Source organism: Stenotrophomonas sp. YJH_SMC_16, from assembly GCF_059367875.1.
In genome coordinates this window covers 21,212-41,160 of record NZ_JCAFRH010000003.1, presented here as the reverse complement: position 1 = coordinate 41,160, position 19,949 = coordinate 21,212, and the positions used below count along the sequence as shown (strand labels likewise).

Sequence of the window (19,949 nt, the reverse complement as noted above, 5' to 3'; positions counted from 1 at the left end):
GGGCGGTGTCGGAGTGCGGGGACGCCGCAAGTACGTCCGTGTAGGCTTGGCAGCCGCATCCATGCGGCTGACACCCCGCACTCCGACACCGCCCCACCTCTGACAGATTCCGACTGCCGTTGGTAGGTGTCGACCTTGGTCGACACGGTAGATCCACGCCATGCGTGGATGCTCTTCGTTCAATTCTCGAAATATTCGATTTCGATGAAAATTCATCCACGCATGGCGTGGATCTACGACAGATCGCAGGAACCTGTCGAAGGCGGGGTGGGTCCGGTTGCGGGGGCGTGAGCCGCATGGATGCGGCGACCGAGCTTACATGGACGTACTTGCAGCGGCCCCCGCAACCGGGCCCACCCCGCCATCCCCCAGGAAACCCGCTGTTGCTGTTGCTCTTGCCGTTGCCTTGGCTTGAAGCCTCTGCAGGTGCCGGGCGCAGCCCGGCCGAACACCCCAACAGGCAGCCGGCGCCCGGAACAGGTACCCTATGCCGCCATCAGACAACCAACGTGACATGACCGACGCCCTCGTCGCTCCGCAGTGGGCCTCCCGCCTGCGCGACATCGCCGACTTCCCCAAGCCCGGCATCCTCTTCAAGGACATCATGCCGCTGCTCGCCCATGGCGAGGACTTCCGCGGTGCCATCACCGCGATGGCCGACCGTTGGCGCGACCAGAAGCTGGACGCGGTGATCGGCATCGAATCGCGTGGCTTCATCCTCGGTGCCGCCATGGCGCTGGAACTGGGCGTGGGCTTCGTGCCGGTGCGCAAGCCGGGCAAGCTGCCGGGTCAGGTGCTGCGCGAGGAATACACGCTGGAATACCGCAGCGACTGCATCGAAGTGCACGCCGATGCGCTGCCGGCCGGTGCCCGCGTGGCGATCATCGACGACGTGCTGGCCACGGGCGGCACGCTGGTCGCCGCGTTGTCGCTGGTGCGCCGCCTGGGTGTCGAGGTGGTGGGTGCCGGCGTGCTGGTCGAGCTGGACGGCCTCGGCGGCCGCGCACGCTGGGAAGCGGACCTGCCGCTGCACACCGAACTGGTGTTCTGAGTCTGTCGCCGGGCGTGGCCCGGCGCTACACACGGCATGCAGGTAGTGCCGGGCCATGCCCGGCGACTACCTTGCCAATCACATCATCCGCACGCGGAAGCGACGGCCCTTGATCTTGCCGGCTTCCAGCCTGGCCACGGCCTTGTTGGCCTGCTCTCGGGCGATCGCCACGTAGGAGCGGGTCGGGAAGATCGCGATCTTCCCGATGAACTTGGCTGACAGGCCGGCATCACCGGTCAGCGCGCCAAGGATGTCGCCCGGGCGCAGCTTGTCGGTCTTGCCACCATCAATGCGCAGCGTGCGCATCGCGGCCTGCGGCAGCTCGGCCGGGCGCGAGGTCGCCAGCGGCGTCTTCTGCCAGTCCAACGGCTGCCCCATCTGCGCTTCGATGGCTTCGGCGCGGGTCTTCTCACGGCCGGCCACCAGGCTGATCGCCAGGCCGCTGGCACCGGCACGGCCGGTACGGCCCACGCGATGCTGGTAGCTCTCCACGTCGGTCGGCAGCTCGTAGTTGATCACCGCCGCCAGCTCTTCCACGTCCAGGCCACGTGCGGCCACGTCGCTGGCCACCAGCACGTTGCAGCTGCGGTTGGCCAGCAGCAACAGCACTTCCTCGCGGTCGCGCTGCTCCATGTCGCCATGCAGGGCGAGCGCGGAGAAGCCGAACTGCTGCAGGGAATTCGCAACCTCGTCCACGTCCTTGCGGGTGTTGCAGAACACTACCGCCGATTCCGGCGTGTACTTCAGCAGCAGGCCCGCCAGCGCCTTCTGGCGGTGCGCCGGTTCCACCTCGCAGAACAGGTGGCGGATGGCCGGCGCCTGATCGGCGCCTTCCACGGTCACTTCCACCGCGTCGCGCAGCAAGTCACGCGCCATGGCGCGGATGCTGTCGGGGAAGGTGGCGGAGAACAGCAGGCTTTGGCGGTCCTTGTGGGTGCGGCCGGCGATCTCGCGGATCGGCTCCTCGAAGCCCATGTCGAGCATGCGGTCGGCTTCGTCCAGCACCAGCGTGCGCACCGCGCCCAGGTTCAGCGCGCGCTTGCGTGCCAGCTCCTGCACGCGGCCGGGTGTGCCGACCACCACATGCGGGTCATGGCCTTCCAGCGACGCCAGCTGAGGGCCCAGCGGCACGCCGCCCACCAGCAGCAACAGCTTCAGGTTGGGGATGCCGGTGGCCAGCTTGCGGATCTGCTTGCCGACCTGGTCGGCCAGTTCGCGGGTCGGGCACAGCACCAGTGCCTGCACGCGGATCAGGCTGGGGTCGATGGCCTGCAGCAGGCCCAGGCCGAAGGCGGCGGTCTTGCCGCTGCCGGTCGGCGCCTGTGCGATCACATCGCGGCCATCCAGAATGGCCGGCAGGCTCTGCGCCTGCACGGGGGTGAGGGTGGTGTAGCCGAGGGCATCCAGGCCGGGCTGCAGGGCCGGGCTCAGCGGCAGGGTCGAGAAGTCAGTCATGGCGCATTGTACCCGTCTGCGCGGCCGCTCCCTGCCACAGGGCCTTCATCCACGTGGGCGCCGACCTTGGTCGGCACGCTCTTGATCAGCCCAGCACCGCCAACACGCCCTGATGAATCGCCAGGCCACCGAACAGCAGCCAGGCGAACAGGATCAGCGCCAGCAGCAGCGGCTTCAGGCCTGCCTGGCGCAGCGCCGAGACGTGGGTGGTCAGGCCCAGCGCGGCCATCGCCATCGCCAGCAGCACGGTATCCAGCTGCACCAGCCCGGCCTGCAGGCCAGCCGGCAGAAGATGCAGCGAGTTGAAACCGGCCACCCCCACGAAACCGAAGGCGAACCACGGCACCACGATGCGCGCCTTGCTGCCGTTGGCGCTGGCCTTGCCGCCACGCGCCAGCCACAGCGACAGCGCGACCAGGAACGGCGCCAGCAGCATCACCCGCACCATCTTGGTGATCACCGCCGTGTCGGCCGCCGCTTCGTTGACCGCACGGCCTGCCGCCACCACCTGTGCCACTTCATGCACCGTCGCACCGGTGAACAGGCCGTACTGCCGCGCATCCATCGCCAGCCAGCTGTGCGACTGCACCAGGGCATACAGCGCCGGGTACAGGAACATCGCCAGCGTGCCGAACACCACCACCGTCGACACGGCCACCGTGACCTGTGCCGCGCGGCCACGCACCACCGGTTCGGCGGCCATCACCGCTGCCGCGCCGCAGATCGCGCTGCCAGCACCGATCAGCATCGCTGCCTCGCGCTCCATCTTGAACACGCGCACACCCAGCCAGCAGGCCAGGCCGAAGGTGCTGGCGACCACCAGCACGTCCATCAGCACGCCGCTGACGCCGACGTGGCCGATGTCCTGGAAGGTCAGGCGCAGGCCGTACAGCACGATGCCGGCGCGCAGCAGCCAGTGCTTGGAAAAGCCGACACCGGCCGCGCTGCTCGGCGCCAGCCGCGGGTAGAGGGTGTTGCCGATCACGATGCCGGCGACGATGGCCACGGTCAGCGCACTCAGGCCGTGTGCCTGCAACCAGGGCAGCTCGGCCAGGTACAGCGACGCCGCCGCGATCAGGCCCACCAGCAGCAGGCCGGGCAGGCGCGGCTGCCAGCGTTGGCGCAGGGCGGGCAGGGACCAGGGGAAGAGGGCAGGGGCGTTCATGGCACGGGCAGCGCTGGAGAGATGGGGCAAGCGTGCGCCTGAGACGATTACCTGTAAAACAAATAATATAGGTGAAACCTACCCATCAAGAAGGTAAGTGCCATGCGCCTGACCTTGCGCCAGCTGCAGGTCTTCGTCGCCATCGCCGATCACGGCAGCACTACCGCCGCCGGCCAGGCCATCGCGCTTTCGCAATCCGCCAGCAGTGCCGCCCTGCAGGAGTTGGAAGCCCACTTCGGCACCCCGCTGTTCGACCGCATCGGACGCCGCCTGGCGCTGAACGGGCACGGCCGCGCACTGCTGGAGCCGGCGCGCACCCTACTGGTCAACGCCGCCGATCTGGAGCGGCAGCTGGCCGCCGGCGGCGACCCGTCGCAGGGCGCGCCGCTGCGGCTGGTGCTGGCGGCCAGTACCACCATCGGCAATTACCTGCTGCCGCCACGCATCGCCGAACTGCTGCGCCAGGCGCCACAGGCCGAGGTCGATCTGCGCATCGACAACAGTGCCGGCGTTGTCGCCGCCGTGCAGCGCCTGGACGTCGACGCCGGCCTGATCGAAGGCCCGTGTCACGAGCGCGGCCTGCAGGTGACCGCCTGGCAGCAGGATCCGCTGGTGATCGTCGCCGCCGACGACGCTCCGCCGCGCTGGACGCTGGACGAACTGCGCCGCGCCCGCTGGCTGCTGCGCGAGCCCGGCTCGGGCACCCGCGAGGCGGTGGAGCAGGCGTTGTTGCCGCATCTGCGTGGCTTCGCCCAGACCCTGCAGCTGGGCAATACCGAAGCGATCAAGCAGGCCGCCATCGCCGGCCTCGGCCTGGCCTGCCTCTCGCGCCACGCGCTGGAAGAGCCGCTGGCGCTGGGCCACCTGCGCGTGCTGGACACCCCGCTGCCTCCCCTGCAGCGCACGCTGTGGCTGGTGCGCCACCCGGGCAAGCAGTGGCTGCCGGGGTTGCAGGCGTTGCTGGGTGACGTGGAGTAAGCCATCAGACCCCCAAGTCGAGTCCATCCATCGACACTTCTTGTAGCGCTCATCCACGCATGGCGTGGATCGACCGTGTCCACCAAGGTCGCCACCTACCAGAGCAGAATGCCGTTCCGACAGATCGCAGAAATCTGTCGAAGGCGGGATGGGTCCGGTTGCGGGGGTGTCCGCGGCATGGATGCCGCGGCCAAGCCCCCAGGGACGGGTTTACGGCGTCCCCCGCGACCGGACCCATCCCGCCATCCCACAGGAAACCAGCTTTTGACGTTGCTTTGGCTGCGGCGGTTGCCTCTGCGGGTGCCGGGTGCAACCCGGCCGACGCCCCCAACCCGTACAATATCCGGATGCCTCTGATTACTCTGCAGAACGTCGACTTCAGCGTCGGCGGCCCGTTGTTGCTGGAAAAGGCCGAACTGTCGATCGAGCCGGGCGAACGCATCGCCCTGATCGGCCGCAACGGCGCCGGCAAATCCACCCTGCTCAAGCTGCTGTCCGGCGACCACAAGCCCGATGACGGCGAAGTCCGCGTGCAGCAGGGCGTGCGCGTCACCCGCCTGGAGCAGGAAGTGCCACACGGCGCCGCCGGCTCGGTGTTCGACGTCGTCGCCGATGGCCTCGGCGAACTGGGCCAGTGGCTGGCCGAATTCCACCACCTCAGCCATGCCGAGGTGTTCGATGGCGAAGCCCTCGGCAATGTGCAGGCCAAGATCGACGCCGCCAACGGCTGGGGCCTGGACCAGCGTGTCAGCGAAACCCTGACCAAGCTCGACCTGGACGGCGAGGCCGAGTTCGGCCGCCTGTCCGGCGGCATGAAGCGCCGCGTGCTGCTCGCGCGCGCGCTGGTGTCCAGCCCGGACGTGTTGCTGCTGGACGAACCCACCAACCACCTGGATATCGAAGCCATCGACTGGCTCGAAGCGTTCCTGAAGGGCTGGAGTGGCAGCGTGGTGTTCGTCACCCATGACCGTCGCTTCCTGCGTGCGCTGGCCACCCGCATCGTCGAGATCGACCGCGGCCAGGTCACCAGCTGGCCGGGCGACTGGGCCAACTACGAGCGCCGCCGCGAGGAACGCCTCAACGCGCAGGCGCAGGAAAATGCCCGCTTCGACAAGCTGCTGGCGCAGGAAGAAGTGTGGATCCGCCAGGGCATCAAGGCCCGTCGTACCCGCGATGAAGGCCGTGTGCGCCGCCTGAAGGCGATGCGCAACGAGCGTTCCGCGCGCCGCGATCTCAGCGGCAACGTCAAGATGGAAGCCGCGCAGGGCGTCAGCTCCGGCAAGAAGGTCATCGACGTCAAGGACATTTCGTTCGCCTTCGGCGAGCGCACCATGGTCCGCGACTTCACCACCACCATCCTGCGCGGTGACCGCATCGGCCTGATCGGCCCCAACGGCAGCGGCAAGACCACGCTGCTGAAACTGCTGCTGGGTGAACTGCAGCCGGCCAAGGGCGAAGTCAACGCCGGCACCAACCTGCAGATCGCCTATTTCGACCAGTACCGCGCGGTGCTGCGCGAAGACTGGAGCGCGATCGAGAACGTGGCCGAAGGCCGTGACTTCCTCGAGTTCAACGGCAAGCGCAAGCACGTGCATGCCTACCTGCAGGACTTCATGTTCACCCCGGAACGTGCGCGCGCACCGATCACCCGCCTGTCCGGTGGCGAGCGCAACCGCCTGCTGCTGGCCAAGCTGTTCGCGCAGCCGTCCAACCTGCTGGTGATGGACGAACCGACCAACGACCTGGACGTGGAAACGCTGGAGCTGCTGGAAGAGCTGCTGGGCGACTACACCGGCACGCTGCTGCTGGTCAGCCACGACCGTGACTTCATCGACAACGTGGTGACCTCCACGCTGGTGATGGAAGGCGATGGCGTGATTGGCGAGTACGTCGGCGGCTACAGCGACTGGCAGCGCTATGCAGCCAGCATCGCAGCGCCTGCTGCGGCTCCGGCAGCCAAGCCGGCGGTTGCTGCACCGGCCACCCCGACGGCCGCAGCTCCGGCCGCACCGAAGCGCAAGCTGGCCTACAAGGAAGCGCGCGAACTGGAGCAGCTGCCGAAGACCATCGAGAAGCTGGAAGGCGATGTCGAAGGGCTGACCTCGGCGATGAACGATCCGTCGTTCTACACCCGCAGCAGCGCCGAAGTGACCGCGCACACCCAGCAGCTGGCCAAGGTGCAGGCCGAGCTGGATGCCGCGTACGCACGCTGGGAAGAGCTGGAAGGCTGAGTTCGCCGGGTTCGTGCGGACCAACGGTCCGCACCTACCGACGCCGGTGCCTGGTAGATCCACGCCATGCGTGGATGCCTGCATCAGTGCGGACCAAGGTCCGCACCCACCAAAGCGGATTCCGCACCCACCGGGGGCCAGCGGTCATTTAACCCCGTGCAGATCCCGCAACTGGCTCGGCCGGCTGCCGAAGTACGCCGCCAGATCGGCGATGTCCTGATCGCTCAGGTCCTTCGCCTGCGGCGTCATCAACATGTGCTGGCGGTCACCGGCACGGTAGGCCTGCAGGGCGTGCGCCAGATAGTCGCCGTACTGCCCACCCAGCTTCGGATAGGTCGGGTCGATCGGCGCATTGCCGTCAGCCCCGTGGCAGTCGATGCAGCTTTGGTTGGTGGCCTTGCCCTTCACCTTGGCGCGGGCTTCACCGGCGGCCTCGCGGCCTGCGGGCAGGCCGGCCGAAGAAGAAGAGCCGTGTTCGCCGCTGGCATGGCCCGGGTCGGCGGCGGATGTCTCGCTGTTTTCCACCTGCGACTGCGAACAGGCTGCCAGCAGCAGGGCAACGGACAGGGCGATGGCGTGACGCATCGGATGCGCGGCTTTCGACATGGGCGGGCCTTACTTGACGGTGGACAGGTAAACAGAGAGATCGGCGATCTCCTGTTCGCTGAAACTCATCGACTGCGCCTGCATCGTCGGATGCCGGCGCTTGCCCTGGCGGTATTCGGTCAGGGCCTGGGCCAGGTACTGCTGGGTCTGGCCGCCGATCTTCGGCACCCGGTAGCTGGGGTAGGCGTTCTTGTAGCCGGTGATCCCGTGGCAGCCCTGACAGGTGTAGGCCAGGACACGGCCATTGTCGAAGTTGCCGGTGGGGGCGGCGGGCGGCGGGGCAGCGGCGGGAGCCGGGGCCGGGGCCGGGGCCGGTGTGGCAGGAGCAGGAGCGGGCTGTGCGGCGGCCCCAAGGGGCAGGAGGACGGCCAGAGCGAGACAAGCGGCGAGCGGCTGCGGGCGCATGGTGTCGTTTCCGGGGATTCGGGTCTGGTCGTTCCGGCGTGGGGTACGGAACGACCCGAGTATAGCCCCAGGTTTCATCTAGCTGAAATGGGGGGCGGGCCGACCAGTGGCGTGAAGGCACCATGACCTTTGGGATATGGTGTTGCCGTGAAGTGGTGCATTACTTTGCTACCACACCTGTCCACGCATCCTCCAGGGACCTGACGATGTCGCACCCAACCTTCCTGTCCGGCCGTCGCAGCGGAATCTGCGCTGCCGCACTGCTGATCTCCACCTCCCTGCTGCTGGGCGGTTGCGCCGCAGGGCCCAATTCCGAAGCCAAGGCCGCCGAGACCAAGGAGGAGAAGAAGGTCGACGCGGTCCCGGTCGAAGTGGCCGTGGCCAGCCACCGTGCCGTCGCGGCCAGCTACACCGGTACCGCCGCGTTGGAACCACGCGCCGAATCGCAGGTGGTCGCCAAGACCTCCGGCGTGGCGCTGGCGGTGCTGGTCGAGGAAGGCCAGCGGGTGACCGCTGGCCAGCCGCTGGTGCGCCTGGACCCGGACCGCGCACGCCTGGCCGTGGCGCAGAGCGAAGCGCAGATGCGCAAGCTGGAAAACGACTATCAGCGTGCACAGAAGCTGGTCGTCCAGCAGCTGGTCAGTGCGGCCAGCGTTGACCAGCTGCGCTACGACCTGGAAAACGTCCGTGCGCAGTACCGCCTGGCCACGCTGGAACTGTCCTACACCACGGTGGTGGCGCCGATCTCCGGCGTGATCGCCTCGCGCTCGATCAAGACCGGCAACTTCGTGCAGATCAACACGCCGATCTTCCGCATCGTCGACAACTCGCGGCTGGAAGCCACGCTCAATGTGCCCGAGCGCGAGCTGGCTACGCTGCGCGCCGGCCAGCCGGTGACACTGGCTGCCGATGCACTGCCGGGGCAGAGCTTCACCGGCACCGTCGATCGCATCGCGCCGGTTGTGGATTCGGGCAGCGGCACGTTTCGCGTGGTCAGTGCCTTCGACGGCGCCGCGCACGCGCTGCAGCCCGGCATGTTCGGCCGCATCCGCATCGATTACGACCAGCGTGCCGATGCGCTGGTGGTGCCGCGCCTGGCGCTGCTCGACGACGGTGAGCCGGCGGTGTTCCGGGTGCGCGAAGGCAAGGTCGCACGCGTTCCGGTCAAGCTGGGTTACGCCGAGGGCCCGTGGGTGGAGATCCGTGATGGCCTGGCGGCCGGTGATCAGGTGGTCACCGCCGGCAAGGTCGCGCTGCGCGACGGCACCGCAGTGCAGGTGATCGCTGATCCGAAGGCAAAGGCGAAGACGGTCGCAGCGGCCGCCAAGCCGGCAGACAAGGCCGGGAGCAAGCAATGACCGCCCCGGGCCACGACCACGGTGCCTCGCCGGCGAGCGACGGCGCCGCCGCCGGCATGCGCGGCGGCCTGGTGGAATTCGCCACCCGCCGCCGCGTGACCATCGCCATGTGCACGGTCACCCTGCTGCTGTTCGGGCTGATCGCGCTGGGCAACCTCAAGGTCAACCTGCTGCCCGACCTGAGCTACCCGACGCTGACCGTGCGCACCGAGTACACCGGTGCGGCGCCGACCGAAATCGAAACCCTGATCACCCAGCCGGTCGAAGAAGCGGTGGGCGTGGTCAAGAACCTGCGCAAGCTGAAGTCGGTCTCGCGCACCGGCCAGAGCGACGTGGTGCTGGAGTTCGCCTGGGGCACCAACATGGACCAGGCCAGCCTGGAGGTGCGCGACAAGATGGAAGCGCTGAACCTGCCACTGGAGGCCAAGGCCCCGGTGCTGCTGCGCTTCAATCCGTCCACCGAGCCGATCATGCGCCTGGTGCTGTCGAACAAGGTGGCACCGGCCAGCGATGCCGATGCGATCCGCGAGCTGACCGGCCTGCGCCGCTATGCCGATGAAGACCTGAAGAAGAAGCTGGAGCCGGTCACCGGCGTCGCAGCGGTCAAGGTCGGCGGTGGCCTGGAAGACGAGATCCAGGTCGACATCGACCAGCAGAAGCTGGCGCAGCTGAACCTGCCGATCGACACCGTCATCAAGCGCCTGAAGGACGAGAACATCAACATCTCCGGCGGTCGCCTGGAGGAGGGTTCGCAGCGCTTCCTGGTGCGCACCGTCAACCAGTTCGCCGACCTGGAGGAAATCCGCAACCTGCTGGTGACCACCCAGGCCGCCAATGGCAGCGCGGCCGACTCGGCACTGCAGCAGATGTTCAACATCGCCGCATCGACCGGTTCGGCGGCCGCGATCGCGGCGGCGTCGGCGGCGCAGAGCGCGTCCTCCGGCGGTGGTTCCAGCGTGGTCGCCAACGGTGTGCCGGTGCGCCTGAAGGATGTGGCCACCGTGCGCCAGGGCTACAAGGAACGCGAAGCGGTGATCCGCCTGGGTGGCAAGGAATCGGTTGAACTGGCCATCTACAAGGAAGGCGATGCCAACACCGTGTCCACCGCCGAAGCGCTGCGCAAGCGCCTGGAGCAGATCAAGGGCACGTTCCCCTCCGATGTCGAGATGACCACCATCGAGGACCAGTCGCGCTTCATCGAGCACGCCATCGCCGACGTCAAGAAGGATGCGGTGATCGGCGGGCTGCTGGCCATCCTGATCATCTTCCTGTTCCTGCGTGATGGCTGGAGCACGTTCGTGATCAGCCTGTCGCTGCCGGTCTCGATCATCGCCACGTTCTTCTTCATGGGCCAGCTCGGCCTGAGCCTGAACGTGATGTCGCTGGGCGGTCTGGCACTGGCCACCGGCCTGGTGGTGGACGACTCGATCGTGGTGCTGGAGAGCATCGCCAAGGCCCGCGAGCGTGGCCTGGGCATCCTGCAGGCGGCCATCGTCGGTACCCGCGAAGTGAGCATGGCGGTGGTCGCCTCGACCCTGACCACCATCGCGGTGTTCCTGCCGCTGGTGTTCGTCGACGGCATCGCCGGCCAGCTGTTCCGCGACCAGGCACTGACCGTGGCGATCGCCATTGCGATCTCGCTGCTGGTGTCGATGACGCTGATCCCGATGCTGAGCTCGCTGAAGGGACGGCCGCCGCTGGCGTTCCCGGAAGAGGCACCGAACGAGCCGTGGCAGCCGCAGAACCGCTGGCAGAAGCCGGTGGCGCTGGGTCGCCGTGGTGCCGTGGCGACCGCGCGCTGGAGCTTCTATGCACTGGCCTGGCTGGTCGTGCGGGCGTGGCGTGGCGTGGTGGCGGTGGTCGGTCCGGTGATGCGCAAGGCCAGCGATCTGGCGATGAAGCCCTATGCGGGTGCCGAGCGCGGCTACCTGCGGCTGCTGCCAAGTGCGCTGGCGCATCCGGGCAAGGTGCTGGGCGTGGCCTCGATCATCTTCGTGGCGACCATGGCGCTGGTGCCGATGCTCGGTGCCGACCTGATTCCGCAGCTGGCGCAGGACCGCTTCGAAATGACGGTGAAGCTGCCGGCCGGCACGCCGCTGAAGCAGACCGATGCGCTGGTGCGCGAGCTGCAGCTGGCGCATGGCAAGGGCGAAGGCGTTGCATCGCTGTACGGCGTCAGTGGCAGCGGCACCCGCCTGGATGCCAGCCCGACCGAAAGCGGCGAGAACATCGGCAAGCTGACCGTGGTGATGGAAGGCGGCGGCAATGCACGTACCGAAGCGGAGATCACCGAGCGCCTGCGTGACACCATGGGCCAGCATCCGGGTGCACAGGTCGACTTCGCGCGCCCGGCGCTGTTCAGCTTCTCTACGCCGCTGGAAATCGAGCTGCGTGGGCAGGACATGGCGACGCTCGAAGTGGCCGGCCAGCGCCTGGCGGCGATGCTGCGCGGTAATGCGCACTACGCCGACGTGAAGTCGACGGTGGAAGAGGGCTTCCCGGAAATCCAGATCCGATTCGACCAGGAACGCGCGGGTGCGCTGGGCCTGACCACGCGTCAGATCGCCGATGTGGTGGTGAAGAAGGTGCGTGGCGACGTGGCCACCCGTTACAGCTTCCGTGACCGCAAGATCGATGTGCTGGTGCGTGCGCAGGAAGGTGATCGTGCCAGTGTGGAAAGCATCCGTCGGCTGATCGTCAATCCGGGCAGCACCCGTCCGGTGACGCTGGACGCGGTTGCCGACGTGGTTGCCACCACCGGCCCCAGCGAGATCCATCGTGCCGACCAGACCCGCGTTGCGGTGGTCTCGGCCAACCTGCGCGACATCGATCTGGGTGCGGCCATGCGTGAAGTGCAGCAGATGGTGGCCGAGCAACCGCTGGGCGCGGGTGTCGGCCTGCACATCGGCGGCCAGGGTGAGGAGCTGGCGCAGGCGGCGAAGTCGCTGATCTTCGCCTTCGGCCTGGCGATCTTCCTGGTCTACCTGGTGATGGCCTCGCAGTTCGAGTCGCTGCTGCATCCGTTCGTGATCCTGTTCACCATCCCGCTGGCGCTGGTCGGCGCGATCCTGGCACTGATGCTGACCGGCAAGCCCATCTCGGTGGTGGTGTTCATCGGCTTGATCCTGCTGGTGGGCCTGGTCACCAAGAATGCGATCATCCTGATCGACAAGGTCAACCAGTTGCGCGAGGCCGGCGTGGCCAAGCATGAGGCCCTGGTGGAAGGTGCACGTTCGCGCCTGCGGCCGATCATCATGACCACGCTGTGCACGCTGTTCGGCTTCCTGCCGCTGGCGGTGGCGATGGGCGAGGGCGCCGAAGTACGCGCGCCGATGGCGATCACCGTGATCGGTGGCCTGCTGGTGTCGACCCTGCTCACCCTGCTGGTGATCCCGGTGGTGTACGACCTGATGGATCGCCGCGGTGATGCCTATTACCGCGAGCGTGGCCGCAAGCACGCCGGTGAGATCGAGCCGGGTGCAGCAGGCAGCGCGGCGGGTGCGGAGGAACCGGCATGAGTGTTGCCGAGTTCTCCATCCGCCGTCCGGTCACCACCATCATGTGTTTCGTGTCACTGGTGGTGATCGGCCTGATAGCCTCGTTCCGGCTGCCGCTGGAAGCGCTGCCGGACATCTCCGCGCCGTTCCTGTTCGTGCAGATCCCGTACACCGGTTCGACGCCGGAGGAAGTGGAGCGGACCATCATCCGCCCGGTGGAGGAATCGCTGGCGACGATGACCGGCATCAAGCGCATGCGCTCGTCGGCCACCTCCGAGGCGGCGCTGATCTTCATCGAGTTCAGCGACTGGGACCGCGATATCGCCATCGCCGCCTCCGATGCACGCGAACGCATCGATGCGATCCGCAGCGACCTGCCCGATGACCTGCAGCGCTACAACGTGTTCAAGTGGTCCAGCAGTGACCAGCCGGTGCTGAAGGTGCGCCTGGCCAGCACCACCGACCTGACCACCGCGTACGACATGCTCGACCGCGAGTTCAAGCGGCGCATCGAGCGCATCCCCGGCGTGGCCCGCGTCGACATCACCGGCGCACCGCCGAACGAGGTGGAGATCGCCATCGATCCGAACCGCCTCAACGCGCACGGTCTGAGCATCAATGAGCTGAGCGAGCGCCTGCGCACGCTGAACTTCTCGATCTCGGCCGGGCAGATCGACGATAACGGCCAGCGCGTGCGCGTGCAGCCGGTAGGCGAGATCACCGACCTGCAGGAAATGCGCGACCTGGTGATCAACGCCAAGGGCCTGCGCCTGGGCGACATCGCCGACGTGCGCCTGAAACCGGCGCGGATGAACTACGGGCGTCGCCTGGACGGCAACCCGGCCGTCGGCCTGGACATCTTCAAGGAACGCAGTGCCAACCTGGTGGAAGTCTCGCGCGCGGCGCTGGCCGAGGTCGAATCGATCCGCGCGGAGCCGTCGATGCGCGACGTGCAGATCAAAGTGATCGACAACCAGGGCAAGGCGGTGACCTCCTCGCTGCTGGAGCTGGCCGAGGCCGGTGCGGTCGGCCTGATCCTGTCGGTGACGGTGCTGTTCTTCTTCCTGCGCCACTGGCCATCGACGCTGATGGTGACCCTGGCCATTCCAATCTGCTTCACCATCACCCTGGGCTTCATGTACTTCGTCGGGGTGACGCTGAACATCCTGACCATGATGGGCCTGCTGCTGGCGGTGGGCATGCTGGTCGACAACGCCGTGGTGGTGGTGGAGAGCATCTACCAGGAGCGCGAGCGCCTCCCGGGGCAGCCGCGGCTGGCCTCGATCATCGGCACCCGCAACGTGGCCATCGCGCTCAGCGCTGGCACGCTGTGCCACTGCATCGTGTTCGTGCCGAACCTGTTTGGCGAGACCAACAACATCAGCATCTTCATGGCGCAGATCGCGATCACCATCTCGGTCTCGCTGTTGGCCTCGTGGCTGGTTGCGGTCAGCCTGATCCCGATGCTGTCCGCGCGCATGGCCACGCCCAAGCTGGTGCACTCGCAGACCGGCATGATCGCGCGCCTGCAGCGCCGCTACGCCAGGCTGCTGGACTGGTCGCTGCACCATCGTGGCTGGAGCCTGCTCGGCATTCTGCTGGTGGTGCTGGTCAGCCTGGTGCCGATGAAGCTGACCAAGATCGACATGTTCGGTGGTGACGGCGGCAAGGACATCTTCATCGGCTACATGTGGAAGGGCGCCTACACCTACCGGCAGATGTCCGAGGAAGTGGCGCGGGTGGAGAACTGGATCGACGCCAATCGTGAACGCCTGCACGTCAAGCAGGTCTATTCCTGGTACAGCGAACAGGAAGGCAGCTCGACCGTGGTCACCCTGGACGAGAAGTACGCCAAGGACATCAAGGCGCTGCAGGAAGAACTGCGCAAGGGCCTGCCGAAGTCGGCGCGTACCGACTATTTCGTCGGCAACCAGGGCGGCGACGGCGGCGGTGGCGGCAACCAGGGCGTGCAGGTGCAGCTGGTCGGCGACTCCAGTTCGATGCTGCAGGAGATCGGCCAGGAAGTGGTGCCGCTGCTGGCCCAGCGCGCCGAGCTGCGCGATGTGCGCATCGACAATGGCGAAAAGGGCGGCGAGCTGAAGGTGCGCGTTGACCGCGAGCGTGCGGCGGCGTTTGGTTTCAATGCCGAGCAGGTCGCCAGCTTCGTCGGCCTGGCGCTGCGTGGTGCACCGATGCGCGAGTTCCGCCGCGGCGACAACGAAGTACCGGTGTGGGTGCGCTTCGCTGGCGCCGAGCAGAGCAGCCCGGAAGACCTGGCAGGTTTCAGCGTGCGCACCGGCGATGGCCGCAGCGTGCCACTGCTGAGCCTGGTCACCGTTGACGTCGGCTCGTCAGCCACCCAGATCGGCCGCACCAACCGCCAGACCACGCTGACCATCAAGGCCAACCTGGCCGAGAAGGTCACCGCACCGGATGGCCGCAAGGCGATGGAGTCGGTGCTCAAGCCGATGAACTTCCCGGCCGGCTATGGCTTCACCTTCGATGGCGGTGACTACGGCAACGATGACGAAGCGATGCAGCAGATGGTGTTCAATCTGCTGATCGCGCTGGTGATGATCTACGTGGTGATGGCAGCGGTGTTCGAGTCGCTGCTGTTCCCGGCGGCGATCATGAGCGGCGTGCTGTTCTCGATCTTTGGCGTGTTCTGGCTGTTCTGGATCACCGGCACCTCGTTCGGGATCATGTCCTTCATCGGCATCCTGGTGCTGATGGGGGTGGTGGTGAACAACGGCATCGTGATGATCGAACACATCAACAACCTGCGGCGCGGCGGCATGGGCCGAACGCAGGCACTGGTTGAAGGCTCCCGTGAGCGCCTGCGCCCGATCATGATGACCATGGGCACGGCGATCCTGGCGATGGTGCCGATCTCGCTGACCAATACGCAGATGTTCGGCAACGGCCCGGAGTACGCGCCGATGGCGCGCGCGATTGCCGGGGGCCTGGCGTTCTCGACCGTGGTCAGCCTGCTCTTCCTGCCGACCATCTACGCGGTGCTCGATGACCTGCGCAATGCCGTGACGCGGCTGATCCGCCGTGCGCGCGGCCTGGAGGTCGTGGCGGGTACCCCGGTGTAGTGGTCGAGCTTGCTCGACCGTAATGCGCGACAACGTGTTGTGGTGTGGGGGAGGCCGGTCGTAGTGGGGCGGCCTCCCCCTTTTTTCTGCTCGCCGCGTCTGTTTGTCTCTGTAGAGCCGAGCCCATGCTCGGCTGCTGTTCGCCGCGTCGCCGCGTCGCCGCGTCGCCGAGTCGGCCGAGCGTGGGCTCGTGCGCTACAGATTCTGTGGCCGGTTGAGGGGTTTACCCCGCCACCTTGCCCCACACCTTGAACGTGGTCAGCCACAGGCCGAGCATGCTGCCGATGTTGGTCAGCATGAAGGTCAGCACCACGCGGGTGACGCGGTTGCGGTACCAGCCCTTCAGGCTCTGCGCATCGTCGCGCAGCTTGAGGAAGTCCTCATACGCCGGCTTGCGCAGGCGCGCTTCCACCAAGGCCGAGAATGCGCCGGTCGGGATGCTCAGGCGGAACGGCTTGAACGGCGCCACCGCGATGGCAGTGAGGATGCTCAGCGGATGGCCGCCGGCCAGCAGGCAGCCCAGGCCCGCCAGGCCGCCGGTGTACATCGCCCAGGTCGCCAGCAGTTCGGTACCCACGCCGAGGCCGCCGCGGTAGAAGCCCACGCCGATGCCGGTCGCCACGATCGCCAGGATGCCCAGCGTGAACCACGGGATGTTGCGCTTCTTCGGTACCGCTTCCAGCTCGGCACGCAGCGGCGCCGGTGCTTCGGTGTCGGTTTCCAGGTAGCGCGCCAGGCCTGCAAGGTGACCCGCACCGACAACCGCCAGCACTTCACGCTGCTGCGGGTTGTGCTCCTCGCGCAGGCGCGTGGCCATGTAACGGTCACGCTCGCCGATGATGGTCTCGTACAGCGCTGGGCTCTCGCTGGCGAACTCACCGAAGCTCGATTCCAGCATGTCGCCCTGCTTGAGCTTCTCGATCTCGTTCTCGCCCACTTCCTCGGACGAGAACAGGCCGGCGCCGAGGCCGGCGACCAGCTTCAGCTTGCCGAAGAAACCCAGCCGCTGCGAGGCGCGGCGGAAGGTCAGGCCGACCTCGCGGTCGATCAGGTGCACCGGCAGGTCGCGTTCGCGGGCCAGTTCCACCGCGCGCTTCAGTTCGGCGCCCGGCTCGATGTCCAGCTGTTCGGCCAAGCGGCGCTGGTAGGCGGACAGGGCCAGGTTGGCCGCGAAAAGGGCGACGCGGCCCTTGCGGATCACCTCGACCAGGTCGAGCTTGGCCAGCGTGTCCGGATCACTCAGTGCCTGCAGGCGCTGCGGGTCCAGTTCAACGGCAACGGCATCGAAGCGGCCGCTGTCGATGGCTTTCTCCACCGCCTCAACGCTGGCGCGCGAAACGTGGGCAGTGCCCAGCAGGGTGTAGCGCACGCCGTCGCGTTCGACGACGCGTACCGGCTGGCCGGCGAACAGGTCGTCGCCGGTTTCGGGAAGGGTTTCGGTCATGGGTTCATTCATTGGAAGGTGCGGTGTCGGCGCCATCGCCGAGCGCGCGCTGCATCTGCACGGTATCCAGCCAGCGGCCGTGCTTGCGGCCGAGGCCACGGAACACGCCGACCAGCTCGAAGCCGAAGCGTTCGTGCAGCTTGATTGAAGCGGTATTGGTCGGTTCGCCGATCACCGCCACCATCTGCCGGTAGCCACGCGCCACGCAGGCATCGATCAACGCCTGCAGCAGGCCGGTGCCAACGCCCTTGCCCTGGAACGCGGCATCGACGTAGACCGAGTTCTCCACGGTCCACTGGTAGGCAACGCGGGTACGGTAGGTGTTGGCGTAGGCATAGCCGGCCACCTGGCCGTCGATCTCGGCGACCAGGTAGGGGAAGCCGCGGTCGATGATGTCGCGCATGCGGCGCAGCATCTCGGACGCGTCCGGGATGTCGTACTCGTAAGTGTTGACGAAGTCGGTCACTTCCACCGCGTAGATCGCGGTGATCGCGGCGATGTCGGCCGGGCCGGCATCACGGATGAGGACGGCCATGCGCGGCTCCGGCTCAGTCGATGTAGCGCTTGAGCAGGTCACCGTACGCGTCGATGCGACGGTCGCGCAGGAACGGCCAGATGCGGCGCACGTGCTCGCTGCGCTGCAGGTCGACATCGCACAGCAGCACGGTGGCTTCGGTGCCGGCTTCGGCCAGGAACTCACCCTGCGGGCCAAGCACGTGGCTGTTGCCCCAGAACTGGATGCCCGACGCGCCCAGCGGCGAAGCCTCGTGGCCGACGCGGTTGCAGCTCAGCACCGGCAGGCCGTTGGCCACGGCGTGGCCGCGGTGGCTCAGCACCCAGGCGTCGCGCTGGCGGGTCTTCTCGTCCTGCACGTCGTCCGGGTCCCAGCCGATCGCGGTCGGGTAGAGCAGCAGTTCGGCACCGGCCAGCGCCATCAGGCGTGCCGCTTCTGGGTACCACTGGTCCCAGCAGACCAGCACACCGAGGCGACCCACCGAGGTGTCGATCGGCTTGAAGCCGATGTCGCCCGGGGTGAAGTAGAACTTCTCGTAGAAGCCCGGGTCGTCCGGGATATGCATCTTGCGGTACTTGCCCAGCAACGTGCCGTCCTTCTCGAAGACGACGGCGGTGTTGTGGTACAGGCCGGCAGCGCGGCGCTCGAACAGCGAGCCCACCAGCACCACGCCATGCTTCTTCGCCAGCGCGCCCAGGCGCTCGGTGCTCGGGCCCGGAATCGGCTCGGCCAGGTCGAACTCGTCCACCGACTCGTGCTGGCAGAAGTACGGACCGTTATGCAGTTCCTGCAGCAGCACCAGCTTGGCACCCTGCGCAGCCGCCTCGGCCACGCGTGCTTCGATCACCGCCAGGTTGGCGGCGGCATCACCGTGGTTGCGCTCCTGGATCAGGGCGACGGTAAGGGGGCTGCGCGAGTTCATGCGGGGCGTTCCTGCGGGGGAAAACCAGCATGTTAGCGCGGATGGGCGGCGACGGCGTGTCGCGCGCTGAATGGGTGCACGCAATCGGTAGCGCCGGGCCATGCCCGGCGGATTTTCCAGATGCGGCAGCGTTCGCCGGGCATGGCCCGGCGCTACCGGTTCGGCTTACGCCTTCAACAGCCCTGCCGGCAGCTGCATGGTGATGCAGTGCAGGCTGCCGTTCTGCCAGATCAGCGAGCGGCAGGGCACCTGCACGATCTCGCGGCCCGGGTGCGCCTGCGCCAGCACGTCGCGGGCCAGGTCGTCGGCCGGATCACCGTAGGCCGGCATCAGCACCGCACCATTGACGATCAGGTAATTGGCGTACGACGCAGCCAGGCGGCGGCCTTCGTCGATCACTGGCTGTGCCCACGGCAGCGGGAACAGGCGATACGGCTGGCCGTCCCTGGTGCGCAGCGCGGCCAGTTCGTTGCCCATCGCCTGCAGCTCGGCGTAGTGCGAGTCGCTCGCGTCGTCGCAGGCCTGGTAGACGATGCTGTCAGCCGAGGCGAAGCGGGCGAGGGTGTCGATATGCGCGTCGGTGTCGTCGCCTTCCAGGTAGCCGTGGTCCAGCCACAGCACGCGGTCCTGCTGCAGCCAGTCGGCCAGGTCGGCGCTCAGGCTGGCGCGGTCGCGGTCCGGGTGGCGCTCGTGCAGGCACTTCCAGGTGGTCAGCAGGGTGCCTTCGCCGTCGGTCTCGATGCCGCCGCCTTCCAGCGCGAACGGGATGCTGCGCACCGGCGCGTCGTTGAACACACCGGCCTGGTCGAGCACGCCCACCAGCTGGTCATCCAGGGTGGCGTCGAACTTGCCGCCCCAGCCGGTGAAGCGGAAATCCAGCAGCTGGAAGCCGCCGTCGGCGCGGCGCAGGGTGATCGGGCCGGAGTCGCGCAGCCAGGTATCGTCGTAGGCCGCCGTGGTGAAGTGGACCTTGTCCATGTCGATGCGGTTGGAGCGCAGCCGCATCTCGGCATAGGTCTCCACATCATCGTCGGCCACGCAGATCAGCACCGGCTGGAAGCGGGTGATGGCCGCGACCAGGGCGATGTAGGTCTCTTCCACCTGGCCCAGGCGGTCGGCCCAGTCGGTGTCGGCGGTGGGCCAGGCAATCAGGACGCCACTCTGGGCTTCCCATTCGGCAGGAAAACGAAGGGTCTGGTTCATGGTCTCGCTACACAGGCCCGCC

General features: G+C 67.4%; 14 protein-coding genes. 6 read left to right on the top strand and 8 right to left on the bottom strand.

Annotated elements, in window-relative coordinates:
* The first annotated feature begins 514 nt into the window (after nucleotides 1–514).
* Nucleotides 515–1,051 carry an adenine phosphoribosyltransferase gene (locus AC5P6E_RS07710; protein WP_019338396.1) on the top strand — a complete coding sequence of 179 codons (537 nt, stop codon included), beginning with the start codon at nucleotides 515–517 and terminating at the stop codon, nucleotides 1,049–1,051.
* A gap of 78 nt (nucleotides 1,052–1,129) precedes the next feature.
* On the opposite strand, the gene dbpA is transcribed toward AC5P6E_RS07710, so the two are convergent.
* On the bottom strand, nucleotides 1,130–2,506 hold the full coding sequence (dbpA, locus tag AC5P6E_RS07705) for an ATP-dependent RNA helicase DbpA (protein WP_010484543.1): 1,377 nt from the start codon (nucleotides 2,504–2,506) through the stop codon (nucleotides 1,130–1,132).
* Nucleotides 2,507–2,591: 85 nt separating this feature from the next.
* Complete coding sequence (locus AC5P6E_RS07700; protein WP_019338397.1) at nucleotides 2,592–3,671, bottom strand: YeiH family protein; 1,080 nt, start codon at nucleotides 3,669–3,671, stop codon at nucleotides 2,592–2,594.
* 102 nt (nucleotides 3,672–3,773) lie between these two features.
* On the opposite strand from AC5P6E_RS07700, the gene AC5P6E_RS07695 reads away from it, so the two are divergent.
* A complete protein-coding gene (locus tag AC5P6E_RS07695; protein ID WP_019338398.1) occupies nucleotides 3,774–4,649 on the top strand; it encodes a LysR family transcriptional regulator in 876 nt (291 codons plus the stop codon).
* 347 nt (nucleotides 4,650–4,996) lie between these two features.
* Nucleotides 4,997–6,880 carry an ATP-binding cassette domain-containing protein gene (locus AC5P6E_RS07690; RefSeq protein WP_019338399.1) on the top strand — a complete coding sequence of 628 codons (1,884 nt, stop codon included), beginning with the start codon at nucleotides 4,997–4,999 and terminating at the stop codon, nucleotides 6,878–6,880.
* 144 nt (nucleotides 6,881–7,024) lie between these two features.
* On the opposite strand, the gene AC5P6E_RS07685 is transcribed toward AC5P6E_RS07690, so the two are convergent.
* The gene (locus AC5P6E_RS07685; RefSeq protein ID WP_010484550.1) at nucleotides 7,025–7,486 is read right to left on the bottom strand and encodes a c-type cytochrome; all 462 of its coding nucleotides are present in this window, start codon (nucleotides 7,484–7,486) and stop codon (nucleotides 7,025–7,027) included.
* 9 nt (nucleotides 7,487–7,495) lie between these two features.
* Complete coding sequence (locus AC5P6E_RS07680; protein ID WP_019338400.1) at nucleotides 7,496–7,891, bottom strand: c-type cytochrome; 396 nt, start codon at nucleotides 7,889–7,891, stop codon at nucleotides 7,496–7,498.
* Nucleotides 7,892–8,097: 206 nt separating this feature from the next.
* Here AC5P6E_RS07680 and AC5P6E_RS07675 point away from each other — a divergent pair, with 206 nt between their 5' ends.
* Genes AC5P6E_RS07675 through AC5P6E_RS07665 form a run of 3 tightly spaced genes read left to right on the top strand, consistent with a single transcriptional unit; the run spans nucleotide 8,098 to nucleotide 15,844 of the window.
* Nucleotides 8,098–9,249 (top strand): efflux RND transporter periplasmic adaptor subunit, encoded by a 1,152-nt coding sequence (locus tag AC5P6E_RS07675; RefSeq protein ID WP_010484552.1) that lies wholly within the window; start codon nucleotides 8,098–8,100, stop codon nucleotides 9,247–9,249.
* The gene (locus AC5P6E_RS07670) at nucleotides 9,246–12,767 is read left to right on the top strand and encodes an efflux RND transporter permease subunit (protein ID WP_019338401.1); all 3,522 of its coding nucleotides are present in this window, start codon (nucleotides 9,246–9,248) and stop codon (nucleotides 12,765–12,767) included. Before AC5P6E_RS07675 ends, AC5P6E_RS07670 begins: the two co-directional genes overlap by 4 nt.
* Nucleotides 12,764–15,844 (top strand): efflux RND transporter permease subunit, encoded by a 3,081-nt coding sequence (locus AC5P6E_RS07665; RefSeq protein ID WP_010484555.1) that lies wholly within the window; start codon nucleotides 12,764–12,766, stop codon nucleotides 15,842–15,844. Before AC5P6E_RS07670 ends, AC5P6E_RS07665 begins: the two co-directional genes overlap by 4 nt.
* 223 nt (nucleotides 15,845–16,067) lie before the next feature.
* On the opposite strand, the gene AC5P6E_RS07660 is transcribed toward AC5P6E_RS07665, so the two are convergent.
* The 4 genes from AC5P6E_RS07660 to AC5P6E_RS07645 all read right to left on the bottom strand — a co-directional run bounded on the left by AC5P6E_RS07660 (nucleotide 16,068) and on the right by AC5P6E_RS07645 (nucleotide 19,927).
* Complete coding sequence (locus AC5P6E_RS07660; RefSeq protein ID WP_005409278.1) at nucleotides 16,068–17,288, bottom strand: TraB/GumN family protein; 1,221 nt, start codon at nucleotides 17,286–17,288, stop codon at nucleotides 16,068–16,070.
* Nucleotides 17,289–17,292: 4 nt separating this feature from the next.
* Nucleotides 17,293–17,823, bottom strand: a complete 531-nt coding sequence (locus AC5P6E_RS07655; RefSeq protein WP_005409279.1) for a GNAT family N-acetyltransferase — start codon at nucleotides 17,821–17,823, stop codon at nucleotides 17,293–17,295.
* Nucleotides 17,824–17,836: 13 nt separating this feature from the next.
* Nucleotides 17,837–18,724 (bottom strand): carbon-nitrogen hydrolase, encoded by an 888-nt coding sequence (locus AC5P6E_RS07650; RefSeq protein WP_014646847.1) that lies wholly within the window; start codon nucleotides 18,722–18,724, stop codon nucleotides 17,837–17,839.
* A gap of 165 nt (nucleotides 18,725–18,889) precedes the next feature.
* A complete protein-coding gene (locus tag AC5P6E_RS07645) occupies nucleotides 18,890–19,927 on the bottom strand; it encodes an agmatine deiminase family protein (RefSeq protein ID WP_019336280.1) in 1,038 nt (345 codons plus the stop codon).
* Nucleotides 19,928–19,949 lie beyond the last annotated feature (22 nt).

Excerpts from the sequence above, each read along its gene's own strand:
- AC5P6E_RS07710 (WP_019338396.1), top strand. The coding sequence starts at position 515 with ATGACCGACGCCCTCGTCGCTCCGCAGTGGGCCTCCCGCCTGCGCGAC.
- dbpA (WP_010484543.1), bottom strand. The coding sequence starts at position 2,506 with ATGACTGACTTCTCGACCCTGCCGCTGAGCCCGGCCCTGCAGCCCGGC.
- AC5P6E_RS07700 (WP_019338397.1), bottom strand. The coding sequence starts at position 3,671 with ATGAACGCCCCTGCCCTCTTCCCCTGGTCCCTGCCCGCCCTGCGCCAA.
- AC5P6E_RS07695 (WP_019338398.1), top strand. The coding sequence starts at position 3,774 with ATGCGCCTGACCTTGCGCCAGCTGCAGGTCTTCGTCGCCATCGCCGAT.
- AC5P6E_RS07690 (WP_019338399.1), top strand. The coding sequence starts at position 4,997 with ATGCCTCTGATTACTCTGCAGAACGTCGACTTCAGCGTCGGCGGCCCG.
- AC5P6E_RS07685 (WP_010484550.1), bottom strand. The coding sequence starts at position 7,486 with ATGTCGAAAGCCGCGCATCCGATGCGTCACGCCATCGCCCTGTCCGTT.
- AC5P6E_RS07680 (WP_019338400.1), bottom strand. The coding sequence starts at position 7,891 with ATGCGCCCGCAGCCGCTCGCCGCTTGTCTCGCTCTGGCCGTCCTCCTG.
- AC5P6E_RS07675 (WP_010484552.1), top strand. The coding sequence starts at position 8,098 with ATGTCGCACCCAACCTTCCTGTCCGGCCGTCGCAGCGGAATCTGCGCT.
- AC5P6E_RS07670 (WP_019338401.1), top strand. The coding sequence starts at position 9,246 with ATGACCGCCCCGGGCCACGACCACGGTGCCTCGCCGGCGAGCGACGGC.
- AC5P6E_RS07665 (WP_010484555.1), top strand. The coding sequence starts at position 12,764 with ATGAGTGTTGCCGAGTTCTCCATCCGCCGTCCGGTCACCACCATCATG.
- AC5P6E_RS07660 (WP_005409278.1), bottom strand. The coding sequence starts at position 17,288 with ATGACCGAAACCCTTCCCGAAACCGGCGACGACCTGTTCGCCGGCCAG.
- AC5P6E_RS07655 (WP_005409279.1), bottom strand. The coding sequence starts at position 17,823 with ATGGCCGTCCTCATCCGTGATGCCGGCCCGGCCGACATCGCCGCGATC.
- AC5P6E_RS07650 (WP_014646847.1), bottom strand. The coding sequence starts at position 18,724 with ATGAACTCGCGCAGCCCCCTTACCGTCGCCCTGATCCAGGAGCGCAAC.
- AC5P6E_RS07645 (WP_019336280.1), bottom strand. The coding sequence starts at position 19,927 with ATGAACCAGACCCTTCGTTTTCCTGCCGAATGGGAAGCCCAGAGTGGC.